Origin of the sequence: Albirhodobacter sp. R86504 (assembly GCF_042466415.1) — a bacterium.
GTDB lineage: Bacteria > Pseudomonadota > Alphaproteobacteria > Rhodobacterales > Rhodobacteraceae > Albirhodobacter.
In genome coordinates this window covers 1,353,240-1,369,513 of record NZ_JAXHCH010000002.1, presented here as the reverse complement: position 1 = coordinate 1,369,513, position 16,274 = coordinate 1,353,240, and the positions used below count along the sequence as shown (strand labels likewise).

General features: G+C 60.3%; 16 protein-coding genes. 5 read left to right on the top strand and 11 right to left on the bottom strand.

Annotated elements, in window-relative coordinates:
• The first annotated feature begins 174 nt into the window (after positions 1 to 174).
• The 3 genes from SJY32_RS08630 (at position 175) to SJY32_RS08620 (ending at position 3,332) form a co-directional block, all read left to right on the top strand.
• Positions 175 to 1,164, top strand: coding sequence for a Bug family tripartite tricarboxylate transporter substrate binding protein (locus tag SJY32_RS08630; protein WP_376873888.1), 990 nt, complete (start codon positions 175 to 177; stop codon positions 1,162 to 1,164).
• Positions 1,165 to 1,355: 191 nt separating this feature from the next.
• Positions 1,356 to 1,787: a tripartite tricarboxylate transporter TctB family protein gene (locus SJY32_RS08625; RefSeq protein WP_376873887.1), complete on the top strand. Its 432-nt coding sequence runs from the start codon at positions 1,356 to 1,358 to the stop codon at positions 1,785 to 1,787.
• A gap of 12 nt (positions 1,788 to 1,799) precedes the next feature.
• Positions 1,800 to 3,332, top strand: a complete 1,533-nt coding sequence (locus SJY32_RS08620; RefSeq protein ID WP_376873885.1) for a tripartite tricarboxylate transporter permease — start codon at positions 1,800 to 1,802, stop codon at positions 3,330 to 3,332.
• 76 nt (positions 3,333 to 3,408) lie between these two features.
• On the opposite strand, the gene SJY32_RS08615 is transcribed toward SJY32_RS08620, so the two are convergent.
• The 8 genes from SJY32_RS08615 to SJY32_RS08580 all read right to left on the bottom strand — a co-directional run bounded on the left by SJY32_RS08615 (position 3,409) and on the right by SJY32_RS08580 (position 10,007).
• Positions 3,409 to 3,741 (bottom strand): AzlD domain-containing protein, encoded by a 333-nt coding sequence (locus SJY32_RS08615; RefSeq protein WP_376873883.1) that lies wholly within the window; start codon positions 3,739 to 3,741, stop codon positions 3,409 to 3,411.
• Positions 3,734 to 4,576, bottom strand: coding sequence for an AzlC family ABC transporter permease (locus SJY32_RS08610; RefSeq protein ID WP_376873881.1), 843 nt, complete (start codon positions 4,574 to 4,576; stop codon positions 3,734 to 3,736). Before SJY32_RS08610 ends, SJY32_RS08615 begins: the two co-directional genes overlap by 8 nt.
• A gap of 90 nt (positions 4,577 to 4,666) precedes the next feature.
• Positions 4,667 to 5,428: an SDR family NAD(P)-dependent oxidoreductase gene (locus SJY32_RS08605; RefSeq protein ID WP_376873879.1), complete on the bottom strand. Its 762-nt coding sequence runs from the start codon at positions 5,426 to 5,428 to the stop codon at positions 4,667 to 4,669.
• A gap of 102 nt (positions 5,429 to 5,530) precedes the next feature.
• Positions 5,531 to 6,481 carry a 2-hydroxyacid dehydrogenase gene (locus tag SJY32_RS08600; protein WP_376873877.1) on the bottom strand — a complete coding sequence of 317 codons (951 nt, stop codon included), beginning with the start codon at positions 6,479 to 6,481 and terminating at the stop codon, positions 5,531 to 5,533.
• Between the two features lie 143 nt (positions 6,482 to 6,624).
• Positions 6,625 to 8,061: a mannitol dehydrogenase family protein gene (locus SJY32_RS08595; protein WP_376873875.1), complete on the bottom strand. Its 1,437-nt coding sequence runs from the start codon at positions 8,059 to 8,061 to the stop codon at positions 6,625 to 6,627.
• Entirely contained in the window at positions 8,033 to 8,809 is a 777-nt protein-coding gene (gene kduD / locus SJY32_RS08590) for a 2-dehydro-3-deoxy-D-gluconate 5-dehydrogenase KduD (protein WP_376873873.1), read from the bottom strand. Before kduD ends, SJY32_RS08595 begins: the two co-directional genes overlap by 29 nt.
• A complete protein-coding gene (gene kduI, locus SJY32_RS08585) occupies positions 8,806 to 9,630 on the bottom strand; it encodes a 5-dehydro-4-deoxy-D-glucuronate isomerase (protein ID WP_376873871.1) in 825 nt (274 codons plus the stop codon). Before kduI ends, kduD begins: the two co-directional genes overlap by 4 nt.
• A gap of 71 nt (positions 9,631 to 9,701) precedes the next feature.
• Positions 9,702 to 10,007, bottom strand: coding sequence for a cupin domain-containing protein (locus SJY32_RS08580; RefSeq protein ID WP_376873869.1), 306 nt, complete (start codon positions 10,005 to 10,007; stop codon positions 9,702 to 9,704).
• A gap of 437 nt (positions 10,008 to 10,444) precedes the next feature.
• On the opposite strand from SJY32_RS08580, the gene SJY32_RS08575 reads away from it, so the two are divergent.
• Together SJY32_RS08575 and SJY32_RS08570 are read left to right on the top strand one after the other, a co-directional pair.
• Complete coding sequence (locus tag SJY32_RS08575; protein ID WP_376873867.1) at positions 10,445 to 11,143, top strand: GntR family transcriptional regulator; 699 nt, start codon at positions 10,445 to 10,447, stop codon at positions 11,141 to 11,143.
• Complete coding sequence (locus SJY32_RS08570; protein WP_376873865.1) at positions 11,143 to 12,012, top strand: sugar kinase; 870 nt, start codon at positions 11,143 to 11,145, stop codon at positions 12,010 to 12,012. Before SJY32_RS08575 ends, SJY32_RS08570 begins: the two co-directional genes overlap by 1 nt.
• Positions 12,013 to 12,060: 48 nt before the next feature.
• Here SJY32_RS08570 and SJY32_RS08565 read toward each other — a convergent pair whose 3' ends face one another.
• From SJY32_RS08565 to serS, 3 genes are all read right to left on the bottom strand, one after another.
• Complete coding sequence (locus tag SJY32_RS08565) at positions 12,061 to 13,599, bottom strand: MFS transporter (RefSeq protein WP_376873863.1); 1,539 nt, start codon at positions 13,597 to 13,599, stop codon at positions 12,061 to 12,063.
• Positions 13,600 to 13,858: 259 nt separating this feature from the next.
• The gene (locus SJY32_RS08560; RefSeq protein ID WP_376873861.1) at positions 13,859 to 14,602 is read right to left on the bottom strand and encodes a TspO/MBR family protein; all 744 of its coding nucleotides are present in this window, start codon (positions 14,600 to 14,602) and stop codon (positions 13,859 to 13,861) included.
• A 301-nt stretch (positions 14,603 to 14,903) separates the two neighbouring features.
• Positions 14,904 to 16,196, bottom strand: a complete 1,293-nt coding sequence (gene serS / locus SJY32_RS08555) for a serine--tRNA ligase (RefSeq protein ID WP_376873859.1) — start codon at positions 16,194 to 16,196, stop codon at positions 14,904 to 14,906.
• Between the last annotated feature and the right edge of the window lie 78 nt (positions 16,197 to 16,274).

Here is a 16,274-nt window from a genome sequence, read left to right as displayed (position 1 = left end):
CAGGGAGCAACGGCGCGGGCGCAAGAGGGGCGCGCAAAGGGGCGGGTGGTTTGACAGGTTCATGACAGGTTCCGGCGCTATCACATCTACGGCACCTCATCGGGAGGAGACCGCGCGAGCGGACCGGTGATGGCCCTAGCGCCCGAGGGTGCCTGAAATCTTAAGGAGGAAACCATGAAATTTTTGAACACCCGCACGACTCTCGCGGCTGCTTTGTTGGGAATGACGGCGCTGTCCGCTGGCGCGCAGGGCTATAACCCGACGTCGCCCGAGTGTATCGCCCCCGCGAACCCCGGCGGCGGTTGGGATTTCACATGCCGTCAGGTTGGCAAGACGCTGCAAGATCTCGAGTTGATCGATAAAACGATGCAGGTTGTGAACCTCGCCGGCGGCGGCGGCGGTGTTGCCTTCGCCGAAGTCGTCAATAAGCGCAACGATAGCAACGATCTGATCGTCGCGGCATCGACCGCGACCGCGACACGTCTCGCGCAGGGGGCTTATCCGGGCAATACGCGTGACCAAGTGCGCTGGATCGGTTCGGTCGGCGCGGATTATGGCGTCGTTGCCGTGGATGCGGATAGCGAGATCACCACGCTGCCACAACTTCTTGATGTAATGAAAAACGACCCCAAGTCGATCGCGGTTGCGGGGGGCTCTGCGGTAGGTGGTTGGGACCACCTGAAGGTTCTCATCGCGGCAAACGCTTACGGAATCGATGATGTTCGGGCCGTTCGTTACATCGCGTTCGATGGGGGCGGCGAGGCTGTGACCCAGCTTCTTGCAGGATCGGTGCAGGCGTTCACGGGCGATATGTCGGAAGCCAAAGGCTTCGTCGATTCCGGTGATATCCGCGTTCTCGCCGTCTTGGCGCCCGAGCGTCTGAGCGGTGAGTATGCCGAATTCCCAACCGCGAAAGAGCAAGGCGTTGACGCGGTCGGTGCAAACTGGCGCGGGTTCTACGGCCCGGGCGGGATGTCTGATGATGCCTATGCCGCATGGGTTGAGAAAATTGGCGCGCTTTACGAATCCGATGAGTGGAAAGCCACGATGGAAGCGTCCGGCCTCGCACCGCTGAGCTTGCAAGGCGCCGAGTTCCAGACCTTCGTTGACGAGTCGGTGATGCAGATCGAAGCAATCTCGAAAGAAATCGGGATCATCAAGTAACCCAAGCCCCCGCCCGCTCTCTCCGCCTAAGTTGCGGCGTGGGCGGGGGACTGGATGTGTCAGGGTTGGCGTGCAGCGGTCGACGGGCGAATTGCGCTCCGCCTGCCGAAAAACCCCTTGAACGACCCCGCATCCGTACCAAGACCTTTGATGCCCCCGCCATCGAAGGCCGTTTTCACAAAGGACAAGCTATGAGCGACCGCATCTTTGGTGTGATCGGGCTGCTACTCGCGATTGGTTTCGCATGGGCGGCGTTGATCATCGAGGAGAGTTTCCTCTCCGACTCCGTTGGGCCGAAGGCCTTTCCTCTTATCATCGCGACCGTGCTAGGCATCTCCTCGCTCGTGATCGCCCTCAAGCCCGATGCGGAACCCGCGTGGCCGCCGCTGATGCGTTTGGTCGAAATTGGCGCGGCCGTCGTGGCCTTGATGCTCTACGCGAGCGTTTTGCCAAGCTTTGGCTTTGTCATCTCGACGGCGCTCGCAGCTTCCTATCTCACATGGCGGCTCGGCACGGCACCGTTGCAAGCCGTTCTCGTCGGGGTTCTGACCTCGGTCGGGATTTACGTTGTTTTCCATCTGGTTCTTGGCTTGTCGCTTGCCAAGGGCCCGCTCGGGTTCTGAGGAGGGCTGCGAATGGATACGCTATATTCTCTTGCGGACGGTTTTGCCGTCGCCTTGACGTGGCAAAACGTTGGCCTTGCCTTGCTGGGGTGTTTCCTTGGCACGCTGATGGGGGCGCTGCCGGGTCTTGGGCCGTCGAACGGTGTCGCGATCTTGATCCCGCTGGCGTTCTCGTTGGGCTTGGGGGCGACGCCCTCGCTGATCTTGCTGACATCGGTCTATTATGGCGCGATGTATGGCGGGCGGATTTCGTCGATCTTGCTCAACATTCCAGGTGATGAACCCGCCATGATGACCTGCCTTGACGGGTATCCGATGGCACAGGCGGGCCGTGCAGGCGAGGCGCTGGCCTTGTCGGGCATTGCCTCCTTCATTGGCTCGTTCCTTGCCACGATCGGCCTTGCGCTCTTGGCTCCGCAGCTGGTCAAAATCGCGCTTTTGTTTGGACCGGCGCAGTATTTCGCCCTGTTCGTGTTGGCCTTTGCCACGCTGGGCGGGATCTCCTCGACCAATCAAGCCAAATCCGCCTTCGCTGCGGCGCTGGGCCTTGGGCTTGCGATGATCGGGGTCGACAGCCAAACGGGTGTGCCACGTTTCACCTTCGGGGAGACGCATCTTTACGACGGGATCGACTTCCTTGTCGCGATCGTTGGCCTGTTTGCCCTGTCGGAAGTGTTCGTGTTCCTCGAGCATCGCCACGGTGGCGCGAACAAAGCGGCGATGGACATTGGCCGTCTCACACCGGCGCCGGGCGTGTTGAAGTTCACCTTGCCGACCATGCTGCGCTCGTCGGGTCTAGGCTTCATCGCGGGTGTCTTGCCGGGGGCAGGGGCGTCTTTGGGGTCCTTCCTCGCTTATTCCACGGAAAAGCGCCTTGTCGACAAAGAGGGCACATTCGGGACGGGCGATCCGCGCGGTGTCGCGGCACCTGAGGCGGGCAATAACGCAGCCGCAGGCGGCGCTTTGGTTCCGATGCTCGCGCTGGGCGTTCCCGGATCGGGCACGACGGCGGTGTTGCTCGCGGTTTTGTTGTCGCTCAACATCACGCCGGGGCCGCTTTTGTTCACGCAGCAACCCGATGTGGTCTGGGGCCTGATTGCGGCACTGTTCATCGCGAACTTCATGTTGCTGGCGATGAATATCCCGATGGTCGGCCTGTTCACCCGCCTCTTGCTGATCCCGCCGCGTATCTTGATGCCTGTGGTGGCGATGGTGAGCTTCGTGGGGATCTACGGGATTTCCGGCTCCACCTTCGATCTGATGGTGATGATCGGCTTCGGTGTTCTGGGTTGGGTGTTGCGCAAGTTTGACGTGCCGCTCGTGCCGATTATCCTCGGGACACTGCTTGGCAACGCGATGGAGAACAACCTGCGCCGTGCGATCACGATCGACAACGGGAATTGGGGCACATTGATTGACAGCCCGCTTTCAATCACCCTTTGGACGGTTGCGATCCTTGGTTTTGTCGCGCCTGTGATTTTCGGCAAGGTGCTCAAGCGCCGGATGAAAATGGCGGGAAGCGACGAGAGCAGCACGCAAGACTAAGTCCTCGCCTTTTTGACATCAAAAAGCCCCGCCGGTTCGCCGGTGGGGCTTTTTCATTGCGATGTTTTGCAGACGGTTACCCGAGAGAATTGAGCGCCCATTGCACGCCGTAAAGCGTGGCCATTCCCAAGATAATCGCCGTGGTCACGCGTCCGGTGCGGGCCACAAGAAGCGCAACAACCGCCGCCACGATCCGCGCGGGGTCGATCTCGCCCTCCGTGGCTTTGGGCCATAACAGCGCGGGCAGGATCAGCGCCGGAAACACGGAGGCGGCGACATAGCGCAGATGCGTTTGCGCCCAGTCCGGCAATTGCCGATCCCCCCAAAAACCAATGAACGAATAGCGGATCAAATAGCTGCCGATGCCCAAAAGCGCGGTCACGATCCAGAAGGTTTTGGGATCAATCATGGGTCACTCCCTCATGGTGCGCCTGTGCCGCGATGCGCCGCGCACGCCAGTATTCGACCTGTGCGCCAACCACCATGCCGACCGCCGCCGCGATGAGCAGCGCGAGGTTCCACGGCAGCCCCGCGAACACCACCGTCACGATGCTCGATGCGAGCGCGGCGGCGATATGGGGGAGGCTGCGCAACATCGGCGCGACCACGGAGATGAAGCAAATCGGAACCGCGAAATCGAGCGAAAGCTCTGGCGGGATTGCCTGCCCCATCAAAGCGCCCGCAAAACAGCCCAAATACCAAAGCGGGCAGATGCACGAGACACATCCGAAATAATAGCCGATCTTCTCCGGCATCGTCATCTCGGGGCGCGCCTCATAGGTTTTGACGGCGACGGCGAATGTCTGATCGACCATGGCATAAGCCATCAACATCCGCGCCTTGCGCGGCGCCTTGCCGACATGCGGCTGCAAGGCCGCCGAATACATCGCCATCCGCAAATTCACCGCCAGCGATGCAGCGAGGATGATAAGGATCGGCGCGTTTTCTTGCAGCAACGCCACCGCCGCGAATTGGGCTGAGCCTGCAATGACAACGATGCTCATCGCCATCACTTGCAAAATATCGAGCCCGGCATCCTTTCCCACAACCCCGAACAGGATCGAGAATGGCACCATTACGAGGATGAACGGCAGGCAGGCCACATAGCCATCGCGCCAGCCGCGGCGGAACAGCGCGCGATCGGGGAGCGGGGGGCGGTGTCCGGCGATGTCCGGAGTGTCCTGCACGGCGATGTCCTGCACGGCGGCGTTCTGCGCGGCAGATGTCTTGAAAGAGGCCGACATGGCGATCCTGAAGATTGAGGGGAAGAAAACAGGCGTTACAGATACATGAAATAAAGGGTGCGAAACGCGTGGGGGGCGTTTGCGACGGGCTTAAATCGATCCCGCTTCCACCATGAAATTACTGGCCGTGCACATCATCGCGTCATCCGAGGCAAGAAACAGCACCATCCGCGCAACATAGACCGGCTCGATCAAATCGGGCAGACACTGACGTTTTTGATGCGCGTCCAGCGCCTCGGGTGTCGCCCAAAGGGTCTTTTGTCGCTCGGTCATGATCCACCCCGGAACGACCGTGTTGACGCGGATGCGGTGCTTGCCCAAATCGCGTGCCATCGTCCGAGTCAGGCCGTGGACTGCGCCTTTCGCGGTCGCATAGGCAGGGAAATTGCCCACCGCCTCCCACCACGAATTCGATCCAATGTTGATGATCGACCCGCCCCCATTGGCGATCATATCGGGCGCAACGGCTTGGATCGCAAAGAACATGTGCCGCAAATTGGTATTCATCCGCTCGTCCCAATACTCGGGCGTTACATCGGCCCAATCATGGCGATCATCGCGCGCGGCATTGTTCACCAAAATATCGGCCGGACCCAATTGCGATTTGAGAGATTGGATCGCTTCGCGCAGCCCCTCGATATCGCGCAGGTCGCAATTGGCATGGACGATGCCCGCCGCCGCGCCGCCCAATTCTGCCGCCAAAGCCGCGCCGCGTGTCGCGTCGAAATCGATAAAGCCGACCCGCGCGCCTTGGCCCATCATCGCGCGCACGATTTCCTCACCAATGCCGGATGCGCCGCCGGTGATGACCACTGTTTTGCCGTTCAAGGAGGGGTAGTGCGCGAATGTCATCGGGGCCTCGTTGTTGATGGGTGCTTTGATCGAATGGTTAAATATGATGTAGCCTAAAGTCCCGCTCACGGTGAGCAAAATGCGCGCGCAGGGTGAGGCCGGTCAATTCACCGGCGTTACCAAAGGCTCGCCCGCCAACTGCGCATCGATATTCGCCCGTTGCAGCGCACTCATGATTTTGCGCGTCTCAACAGAGCCTGAGCCCTGATGGGGCTGCAAAATCACGTTGTCCAACTTCAAAAAGCGGGGATCGACATTGGGCTCGTTGCGGAACACATCCAGGGCTGCGCCGCGGATCGCTCCGGTTTCCAACGCGGTCAGAAGCGCATCCTCATCGACCGTGCTGCCGCGCGAGATATTCACAAGGATGGACTCCTCGGGCATGGCTTGGATCACCGCGCGAGAGACATAGTTTTCGGTTTGCGCGCCGCCTACCAAAGCAACAACCAGCCAGTCGACCGCCGCTGCAAGGCTCTCGGGCGTGGCATGATAGACCCAATTTGATGGGGCGTCGGGCTTGGGTGCGCGCGAATGGTAGTGAATATCCATTTTGAACGCGACAAGACGATCCGCGATCTCGCGACCGATCCGCCCCAATCCCATAATCCCCGCAACGCCGCCCGAGAATTGGCGATTGAGCGGGAAGCGTTGGCCGCTTTGCCACGCGCCGGTCTGGATATGTGCATGTCCTTGCGGAATTTGCCGTGTCAGCGCCAGCATCATCGCCAAGGCGGTATCGGCCACATCGTCGTTGAGAACGTCAGGGGTATTCGTGACCTTGATGCCGCGGGCCGAGGCCGCCGCGTCGTCAATCGCGTCATAACCAACGCCGTAATTCGCAATGATCTCAAGGTTCGGCAGGGCGTCCATATGCGCGCCAGTGAGGGGCTTATGCCCAATCAATGCGAGCGCGCGCAGTCCCGTGCGGATCTCCTGCGTCAGGTCTAGAATGTCGTCAGGGGTTGCGACTTCGGTCAGCTCATACCCCTCGCGCATCGCGTCCTGATCCCAAGCCGGATAGGTTCCGACGGCGATGACATTTGCTTTGCTCATAGGAAAATCCTTTGCCGGAGGTCCGTTTAGCGGGATCAATGCGCGCACCAATGCCCGTGCCGTAAGATCGGCCTGTGTTTCAAGATTGGTAGGTGATGCGCCCCGAACCCGCAAGTTCGGAGTGCACATGGAACGTCCATACTTTACCCTGCGATCTCCGCCATTGCGGCGCGCGCGCCCCGCGCGAGCAGCTCGCTATAGGCGCGGGTCACAGGGCCCGTGAGGGCTTGCGCCATCTCCTGTGAGAAAATCTCGCGCACACGGAGGATCGCCCCGACCTTATCCTCGGGCGTTTGCGCCGCGTCCAAAATCGTGCGCAGACGTTCCGCCATCGGGTCTCGCACATCAATCGGCGCGCCCGCCTCGTCAACCCCGCCGACATAGCGGATCCACGCCGCGACCGTGAGCGTCAGGCGCGGGCAGGGCGATGTTGCTTCTGCAAGCGTGCTCAAAATGCGCTGCGGAAGCTTCTGGCTGCCGTCCATGGCGATTTGCCATGTGCGATGCGCAATTGCGGGGTTGGAGTACCGCTCAAACAAGGCATCGGCGTAGTCGGGCAGGCTGGTGCCCTCGGGCGCTTGCAAGACGGGGATGATTTCATCGGCCCACAGCCCTTTCACGAACCGCGCAAAAATAGGATCGGCCACGGTCGCGGAAATCGTTTCATGCCCCGCGAGATAGCCCAAGTAAGCGAGGGCGCTATGCGTGCCGTTGAGCATCCGGAGCTTCATGTGCTCGTAGGCTTTCACGTCTTTCACAATCTGGATGCCAACGGCGGCATAGTCTGGCCGCTGCCCGCAGAAGTGATCCTCAATGACCCATTGCCGGAATGGCTCGTGGATCACTGGCGCGGCATCATATCGACCCAAGGTCGCCGCCACACGGGCAATATCTTCTGGTTTCGTTGCGGGCACGATGCGGTCAACCATGGTCGAGGGGAAAGCCGCATTTTGCGCGATCCAATCGGCCAGCGCCGGATCAATCAGCTTTGCCAGCGCCAACGTGACGCCCTCCAGAACCTGACCGTTTTCGGGCAGGTTATCGCAGCTCATCGCGGTGAAGGCGGGCAGGCCCGCTTGCATCCGGCGTTGATAGCCGCGCACCAGATAGCCGATTGCAGAGCGCGGTTGCGGATTGGCGATATCATGCGCGATGTCGGGGTGATTGAGGTTCAGCGCCCGCGTTGAGGGATCATGGCAATAGCCCTTTTCCGTCACGGTCAGGGAGACAATCTCGACACTTTCCTGCGCCATGGCCACCAAGACCGCCTCAGGATTTGCGCGGGCATTGAGAACATCGGTGATGATGGAGATCTCGCGCAGTGTCTCGCCGCGCGCGCCAAGTTCCAATGCGCTGTAACATCCGCCTTGGGGCGAGAGGGCGTCGCGCATGGTGGGAGACATCAAGGACACGCCGATAATACCCCAATCGGGATCTGCCTCCTGTGTCCAGATTGCGCCATGAGCGCGGAAGAACGCGCCGAGGCCCAAATGGACTTGCCGAACGGCGGGGGCTGGCGTTGCGCGGGTGAGGCGGGGAAGGGTCGTGGTTTCAGCGGGCAAGCCAGCCTCCGTCAACATTGAGAATTGCTCCGTGGATGTAGCGCGCGGCGGGCGAGGCAAGGAACACGGCCGTGCCCGCAATATCGGAAGCCTCGCCCCAACGCCCTGCGGGGATGCGATCCAGGATCGCTGTATTCCGGACAGGATCGGCGCGCAGGGCTTCGGTATTGTTCGTCGCGATATAGCCGGGCGCGATGGCGTTGACGTTGAGACCCCTCGCGGCCCACTCGTTTGCGAGCAATTTGGTAATCCCCGCGACGCCGTGTTTTGACGCGGTGTAGGAGGGAACGCGTATGCCGCCTTGGAAGGATAAAAGCGAGGCGATGTTGATGATTGAGCCGCGATGGGATGGGCGATCTTCAGGCATCGTGGCCGCTGTCAGGCGCGCTTTGGCGAAAGCCTGACAGGTGAAGAAGAGCGCCTTGAGATTGGTGTCCATCACCGCATCCCAATCCTCCTCGGTGAAATCGAGGCTCTCATCACGGCGGATGATGCCTGCGTTATTCACTAAAATGGAATAGTCGGCATCCGCGAATACGTCGCGTGCGGCCAACGGGTCGCTGAAATCCAACAGCAGGCTCTCACCGTGCCCCCCTGCCGCGTCAATCGCGGCGACGGTTTCGTCGCACCGGCGCCGCCCTGCGCAGGTGACACGCGCGCCGGCCGCCGCCAAGGCAACGGCGATCGCCTGCCCGATGCCCGTATTCGCCCCCGTCACCAAAGCTCTCTGGCCGCGGAGCGAGAAGTTCGTTTCGACATAGGTCATTTTAAATCAGCCGTTTCCTGAAAATCCATATCGGTGAAATCGGTGTTGTCGCCCGCCATCGCCCACACGAAGCTATAGCTCCCCGTGCCCGCGCCCGCATGGATGGACCAAGGGGGCGAAATCGCGCCCTGCTCATTGCCGATCATCAAGTGTCGCGTCTGTTGCGGCTCTCCCATGAGGTGCACAACGCGCGCGGCGGGGTCCATGTTATAGTAAAGATAAGCCTCCATCCGCCGGTCATGCGTATGTGTCGGCATCGTGTTCCAAACCGATCCCTCCAGCAGCGTGGTATAGCCCAACACCAACTGGCAGCTTTCCATCACGAGCGGGTGGATAAATTGGTTGATGACACGCTTGTTAGAGGTCGTCGCATCGCCCAAACGCACTTCTTTACTGTCTTGCGGGCGGATCAACCGGTTGGGATAGGGCTTATGCGCGGGCGCACTCACGATATAAAAGCGCCCCAATCCGTTCATGGTGATCGGCCCCGCGCCCATGCCCAGATAAAGCACATCGCCGCGCTCCATCGTCCAGGCGTCGCCCCCGGCCGTAATGCGACCGCTGCCGCCGAGATTGACGATGCCCATCTCGCGGCGTTCCAAAACCGTTTTGGTGCCGCATTCGGCCACATAATCCAGCGTCAAAGGTTCGCCCGCAGGCACCGCGCCCCCGACAATAAGACGGTCGTAATGGGTGTAGATCAGATTGATTTTGCCGTCCTCGAACAGGCCCTCGGTCATGAAATTCGCGCGTAGAGCGTCGGTATCCATGGTTTTGGCATGATCTTGATGAACAGCGTGACGGGTAATGACGTTGAGCAAAACGCACTCTCCTTAACGTATTTTAGGAAGACATGGCGCCAAACGGGGCGTGATCGAACAAAACGGTAGGTTTACAAAAAATCGTCGCGGCGCGGGGTGAAGCCGTCAATCAGCTCGCCCGCTTCAAGGCAGGTACATCCATGGATGACATTAGATGGCATCACCAAGCTCTCGCCGGGCCCGACCTCGACCGTGTCATCGCCGATCGTGAAGCGGAAACGCCCTGATTTGACATAGGTTGATTGCACATGCGGATGCGAATGCAACGCGCCAATCCGGCCTGTCTCGAAGGTGAAGACAACCGTCATCATCTCGGGCACATGCGAAAGCACCTGACGGGTAATGCCATCGGCGGTTTCAACGATTGGAAAAGTCATGGGAACCTCGGTTGGTTAAGGGATTGCGCCGCTGTCGCGCGGGGGAGTGCGCGACAGAGGGGCCGCGTGCACAGGGGCGCAACGGGTTGGTGAAGAGAGAAGGATACGACCGCACCCGCCCGACGATCGGGGCGGAGCAGGACTGGACGGTTGGTCGATTGGACCTGCATCTGCGCGTCTCTCCCCCCCGAAGCTCTCGCAGTTAACTCTATGTCGGTGTGTTCGCGCAAGATCGATCAAACCGACATGATGCGCTTGAGGCTCCCCAGACCTCACCGAATTTCGCCCACGCCCCGATACGAAGATGTCTGGACGAACGGCCTACTGATAATCTAATATGCCAGTTGAAAAACCGTGTCAACGCGCTCGCGCCCGCAGATCGGCGATGCGGATGTTGCGGCGCGGGGCGCGTGTAAAGAGGGCCGATGGACAGGATGATGAGCGAGCTATCGCAGCTGCCTTTGATTGATCAGCAGCCGCGACCAACGGTGACGGACCAGATCTTCACGGAGATTTACCGTCAGGTGCTGACGCTTGAACTTTTGCCGGGCACGAAGATGTCGGAGATCGACGTCGCCAAGGCGATGGGGGTCTCGCGCCAACCCGTGCGCGACGCGTTTTATCGTTTGTCCAAAATGGGGTTTTTGTTGATCCGGCCGCAACGCGCGACGACCGTCTCCCTGATCTCGCCGCGCGCGGTTTTTCAAGCGCGGTTCATCCGATCGGCCTTGGAAAAGGAGACGGCGCGGATTGCGGCGCTTAAATTCAAGCAAGATGACCTGCGCGCCCTGAAAGCATTGATCGATGCGCAGGACGCGGCGATCATTGAGGCGGATAAGACGAAATTCCACCAACTCGATGACTTGTTCCACCGCGAGATTTGCGTGCGCTCGGGTTTGGAGTTCGCGTGGGAGCTGATCTACGAAAATAAGGGGCATATGGACCGCGTGCGGATCTTGTCGCTTGAATTTGCGCTGCGTGAAGCATGGGACGACCATGTGCAGATTTTTAACGCGATCGCCGCGCAGGAGCCCGATCAGGCCTCTGAGGCGATGCAGACACATATGGCGCGGATATTGGGGCAGATAGACCGTATCCGCGCGGCTCATATAACACTTTTCGAGGAGGAAGTTTGATGCGGGTTCTGGCAATCGGTGAATGTATGGTGGAGATGGCACCTACCGGAGTCGATGCGCAATTCTCGATGGGATTTGCGGGCGATACAATGAATACGGCTTGGTATCTGGCACGGATTTCTCCCTTCGAAATCGGCTATTTCACGGCCATCGGCACGGATGCCGTATCCGACCGGATGGCGAATTTCCTGCAAAATGCGGGTATCGGCACGCAGAGTATTTTGCGCCGCCCCGATCGCACGGTGGGGCTCTATCTGATCGAGTTGAAAGACGGCGAGCGGAGCTTTGCCTATTGGCGCGGGCAAGCAGCGGCCAAGCTTCTGGCGAGCGACGAGATTGCCCTGCGCGCGGCCTTGAGCGAGGCGGATGTTGCGTATTTTTCGGGAATTACGCTGGCCATCTTGTCGCCCGACGACCGCGTCAAGTTTTTGGAGGCGCTGAAAGCGTTCAAGGGGCGGGTGATTTTCGATACCAATTTGCGACCACGTCTTTGGGCATCGCTGGACGAAATGCGCGATGCGATTTCCGCGGCGGCGGCGGTCGCGGATCTGGTCTTGCCGTCTTATGATGACGAGGCGGCCTATTTCGGGGATGCAGATCCCGAGGCGACGGCGATGCGCTATACCGCCGCCGAGGTAATTGTCAAAAACGGCGGTGACGAGGTGCTGGCGCGGGTGGGGGACGAGATCACGCGGCACAGCCTGCCCAAGCTCGACGCGCCCGTCGACACGACAGCCGCGGGCGATAGCTTCAACGCAGGTTTCCTTGCGGCGCGGTTGGCGGGACAACCTGTCGGGGAGGCGATTTTGAACGGTCACGCCGTTGCGTCGAAGGTGATTATGGCGCGGGGCGCTTTGGTCGATCTTTAACGCGGACCTTGGGCCACGATCTTATCGGCGGGCTTTTCAGGCCCGCCTTTACTCCGCGAGGGGTGCTGGCACCGAAGGCGATGCAGCGCTTGGCGGTGTTCCGTGGCGGGGCGGTTTTTGGAGCGCCCTCACACCATGAACGAGCGCGATTATTGTGAACGCACCCATGGGGAACAACGCTGCCATTGCGGCCGCATGTTTGAACGTCTCCGCGGTGCCCAGATCGTTACCCTGCGCCGTCGCGAGGCTGCCAAAGAAAATCTGCCCGATGAGGGCGATCCCAAGTGCCGCACCAACTTGCTGAAAGGCCTGCATCGCGCCCGCGCCAGAGCCCGCATCGCGCGGCGGCACATTGAGCAGTACCGATTGAAACATTGCCGAAATCGCATTGCCCATCCCGAACCCTGCGATGGCGAGCGGCGCTATGAAATCCGTTGTCTCAAGTGTCGCGCCTGTGCCGCGGATCGCCCATTGCAAAAGCCCCATCCCACACGCAACGAATAACGCCCCGATCGAGAGCCGCGCGCTGAGATACCTTTCGCCAAAGCGCGAGGTGAGGCGCGACGCCAGTAAAATGCCGATCGGGAAGGGGGCCGTCGTCAGGCCTGATTGCAGGGGAGTCAGATCGAAACCCGATTGGAAGAAGACGGCGAGGATGAAAAACAGCCCGGGAATGCCAGCGAAGAACAAGGTAACCGTCGCCAGCCCCAACATGAAACGACCATTCGCCATCAATCGCGAGGGCAGGAGCTCGGTCAGGCCCGCTGCCTCGCGGTGGCGTTCCACACGCCAAAACGCGTAGGCTGCGGGAATGCTCACCATCATCAACGCGCTGATCCACCAAGGCCACCCCAAGGCGCGCCCTTCAATGAGCGGCAACACGAGCAGAATAATTGCGAGAGTAAACAAGGCCATCCCTGCCCAATCCACCCGCATCCGGTCCGAACGCGGCAGATCAGGCACAGAGCGCAGCGTGCCGATCAGCGCGAGCAGGCCAAGGGGCAAATTGATCAGAAAAATCGGCCGCCACGACAGCCCCGCGATATCGGCCGAAATCAGCGCGCCGCCGATAATCGGGCCAGCGACGGACCCCAAGCTTGCCACAGTGCCGAAGATCCCGAAAACGCGGCCTTTTTCGGCTGCGGGAAAGATGACGTGGACGATGGCCATCACTTGGGGGACCATCATCGCCGCGCCGATCCCTTGGGCAAGGCGTGCCGCAATCAATGTGCCGATCGTAGGGGCGAAACCGCAGACCGCGGACGTGACGGTGAACATCGTCAAACCGATCAAAAACAATTTGCGGCGCCCGAAAATATCGCCAAAGCGGCCGCAGGGCAAAAGACCCGCCGCGAAGGTCAACACATAAGCCGCCGCGACCCATTCCAGCGCCTCAGGCGTGGCGCCAAGGTCCGCCTCAATCGACGGGAGCGCCACATTGACGATGGTCACGTCCAGCAGGTTCATAAAATTCGCGATCAGCAAAACTGCAAGCGCGGCCCAGCGGTTGGGATGTGCGGGCGTCTCATGTGGCGGGGCGGCGTGGCGCGATACGGGGTCGGGGGCCTGTGCGGTGGAGTGAGTCATGGGGCCTCAATATTGCGCGCGGGATGTCCGGCACGCTCACGGCGAAAATATCAATATCGAGCACATAAAGTGGCGCGGAGCGCACCAAAGGCAAACTGATCAAAAAGAGATAAGGCCGGCCTCGCCGCGCCTCAAAGCGTCATTGCGGAGTATGTCGCGGCAGAAAGTGGCCCTTTAGCGCCTCGCCTGCAAGAGGCGAGACAAGGATTTTCAGGTTTGAAAGGTTTTTGAGCGCGCAGCAAATGTGCGGGCGAGGGCCTTATCGCGCGTTGCGCCCCGTCAGAGCCACAAGCGCAATCGCGGAAATGGCCAAACCTGCGAGGCTCGGGATCATCATCCCGTTGTCAATATTGGCCATCAACACGCCGAAGAATGCCCAAGACACCGCCAGCGGATATCCACGCGGCGTGTGGCTGAAGGAGATGACCACGACCGCGACAACGCAGATCAACAGAAGGCAGAAGATCGCCGCCGCATCAGGCTTCATGACCCCGTATCCTGTAAGAACGACGCAAAGCGAGACGCCCGCCGCCGCCGTCACCCATCCAGCGTAGAGGCCGATCGGCTCATCGAGAAGGGCGCGGCGCTCGATTGGCAATCGCAGCACAGCCCAAATCGCCGTGCCCGCCATCGCGAAAATCTGCACCGTGGCCCAAACGGGCGCGGATTGCGCCACTTCGAGCCACGTCACCCCCAACCCGACCGACAGGATCATCGGCACACGAATGCGGTCCCACGCGTCATCATTGGCTGCTTTGAATACGCCGTAAATGGCCGACACGATGAGGCCAACGTAGATCACGCTCCAGATTGAGAAGGCCCATCCAGCGGGCTGACCGGGGAGATCAACGATCGAGTTGGGAAAATCTTCCTGCGCATAGCCGCGGAAGGACGTGGCAAAAATTGGCGCAATTACGAACAGGGACGTGACGAGCAAGAGACCCCACGCCCGCAGGTTCTGGCCGGTGCGTGGCGCGTGTTTCGCGTCGGTGGTTTTGGTCATTATCAGTGCCTGTCTCTTCAAGTCTCGGTCTATTGCGTCAGCAAGATTTCTGAATGGGATCTGGGCCGCGCATGATGATGGGAAAAAATACCCTGTGACTAACGCTTGTGTCGGCCGATGGTTCCCTCAAAATTCAAATTAATTATTTTTTTGCTGGGGCGTCGGTGACGTAAACGCATCGAAGTTCAAGGATCTGGACCTTGCCGATACCGGTATATGGGCCATTTTCTGCCGCTGTCATCGGACGTGAGCCAAAAAACCGGAACGGCGCGCACCGGCTGGCGCGCGCCGACCGTCTTATTTAAGCGAGCTTGCCTTCTGCGGTGAGGCGGGTCTTGCCGCCCAGATACGGGTGCAGCGCGGATGGCAGCGTGACCGATCCGTCTTCTTCCTGACCGTTTTCGAGCACTGCGATCAAGCAACGCCCGACGGCGAGGCCCGACCCGTTCAGCGTGTGAACGAATTCTGGTTTGCCGCCGCCGGCCGGTTTGAAACGAGCATTCATGCGGCGCGCTTGGAAGTCCCCGCAATTGGATACGGATGAAATTTCGCGGTAGGTGCCTTGGCCGGGCAGCCAAACTTCCAGATCGTGGGTTTTGATCGCGCCAAAGCCCATATCGCCCGCGCACAAAACGATCGTGCGATAAGGCAGGCCGAGACCTTCCAAAATGGCTTCGGCGCAGGCGGTCATCCGGTTATGTTCCGCCTCCGAGGTGTCGGGATGGGTGATGGATACCATCTCCACCTTCTCGAATTGATGCTGGCGCAGCATTCCGGCGGTATCGCGCCCCGCCGAGCCTGCCTCCGAGCGGAAGCATTGGGTATGGGCGACCATCCGCTTGGGCAGGGCGCTTTCGTCCAACGTCTCCCCGTTAACGGTGTTGGTCAGCGGCACTTCTGCCGTGGGAACAAGCCACCAGCCGTTCGTGGTTTGATAGCTGTCCTCACCGAATTTCGGCAATTGGCCCGTGCCGACCATCATATCGGTTTTGACCAGAACGGGAGTCCACATTTCGGTTAGGTCGTGTTTGTCGATATGCGTATCGAGCATGAATTGCGCCAAGGCGCGTTGAACGCGCGCGACCGCGCCCGACAGCACGACAAAGCGCGCGCCCGAAAGTTTCGCAGCCGTCTCGAAATCCATTCCGCTTTTCACGGCGGGAATTTCGTAATGCTCTTTGGGCGCGAAGGCCAGCTCACGCGGCTGCCCCCAAGTTTTGATCTCGACATTGTGGGCCTCATCCGTGCCGTCGGGAACATCAGACGCGGGGATGTTGGGCAACGTCATGAGCAAGTCTTGAAGCTCCGCATCCTTCGCGTCCGCTTCGGCTTTCATAGACGCGATCGCGGCTTTCTTCTCGGCCACCAAAGCGCGCAGGTGCTCAAACTCGGCGTCGTCGCCGGAGGCTTTTGCGGCGCCGACCAGTTTGGAGGCGGCGTTTTGCTCTGCTTGGGCCGTTTCGGCCGCATGGATCAGGGCGCGGCGCGCCTCGTCCAGTGCCAGCACGGTGGCCGACATCGGCGCAGCTGAGCGGCGTGCGAGCGCGGCGTCAAGCAGGGCGGGGTTTTCGCGGATGGCGCGGATGTCGTGCATAGGAAACCTCATCTAATGATTGCGCAGGGTTTAGCCGATTGCGCCTCAGCAGAAAAGGGGGCGTTGCGCGCGCAGAGG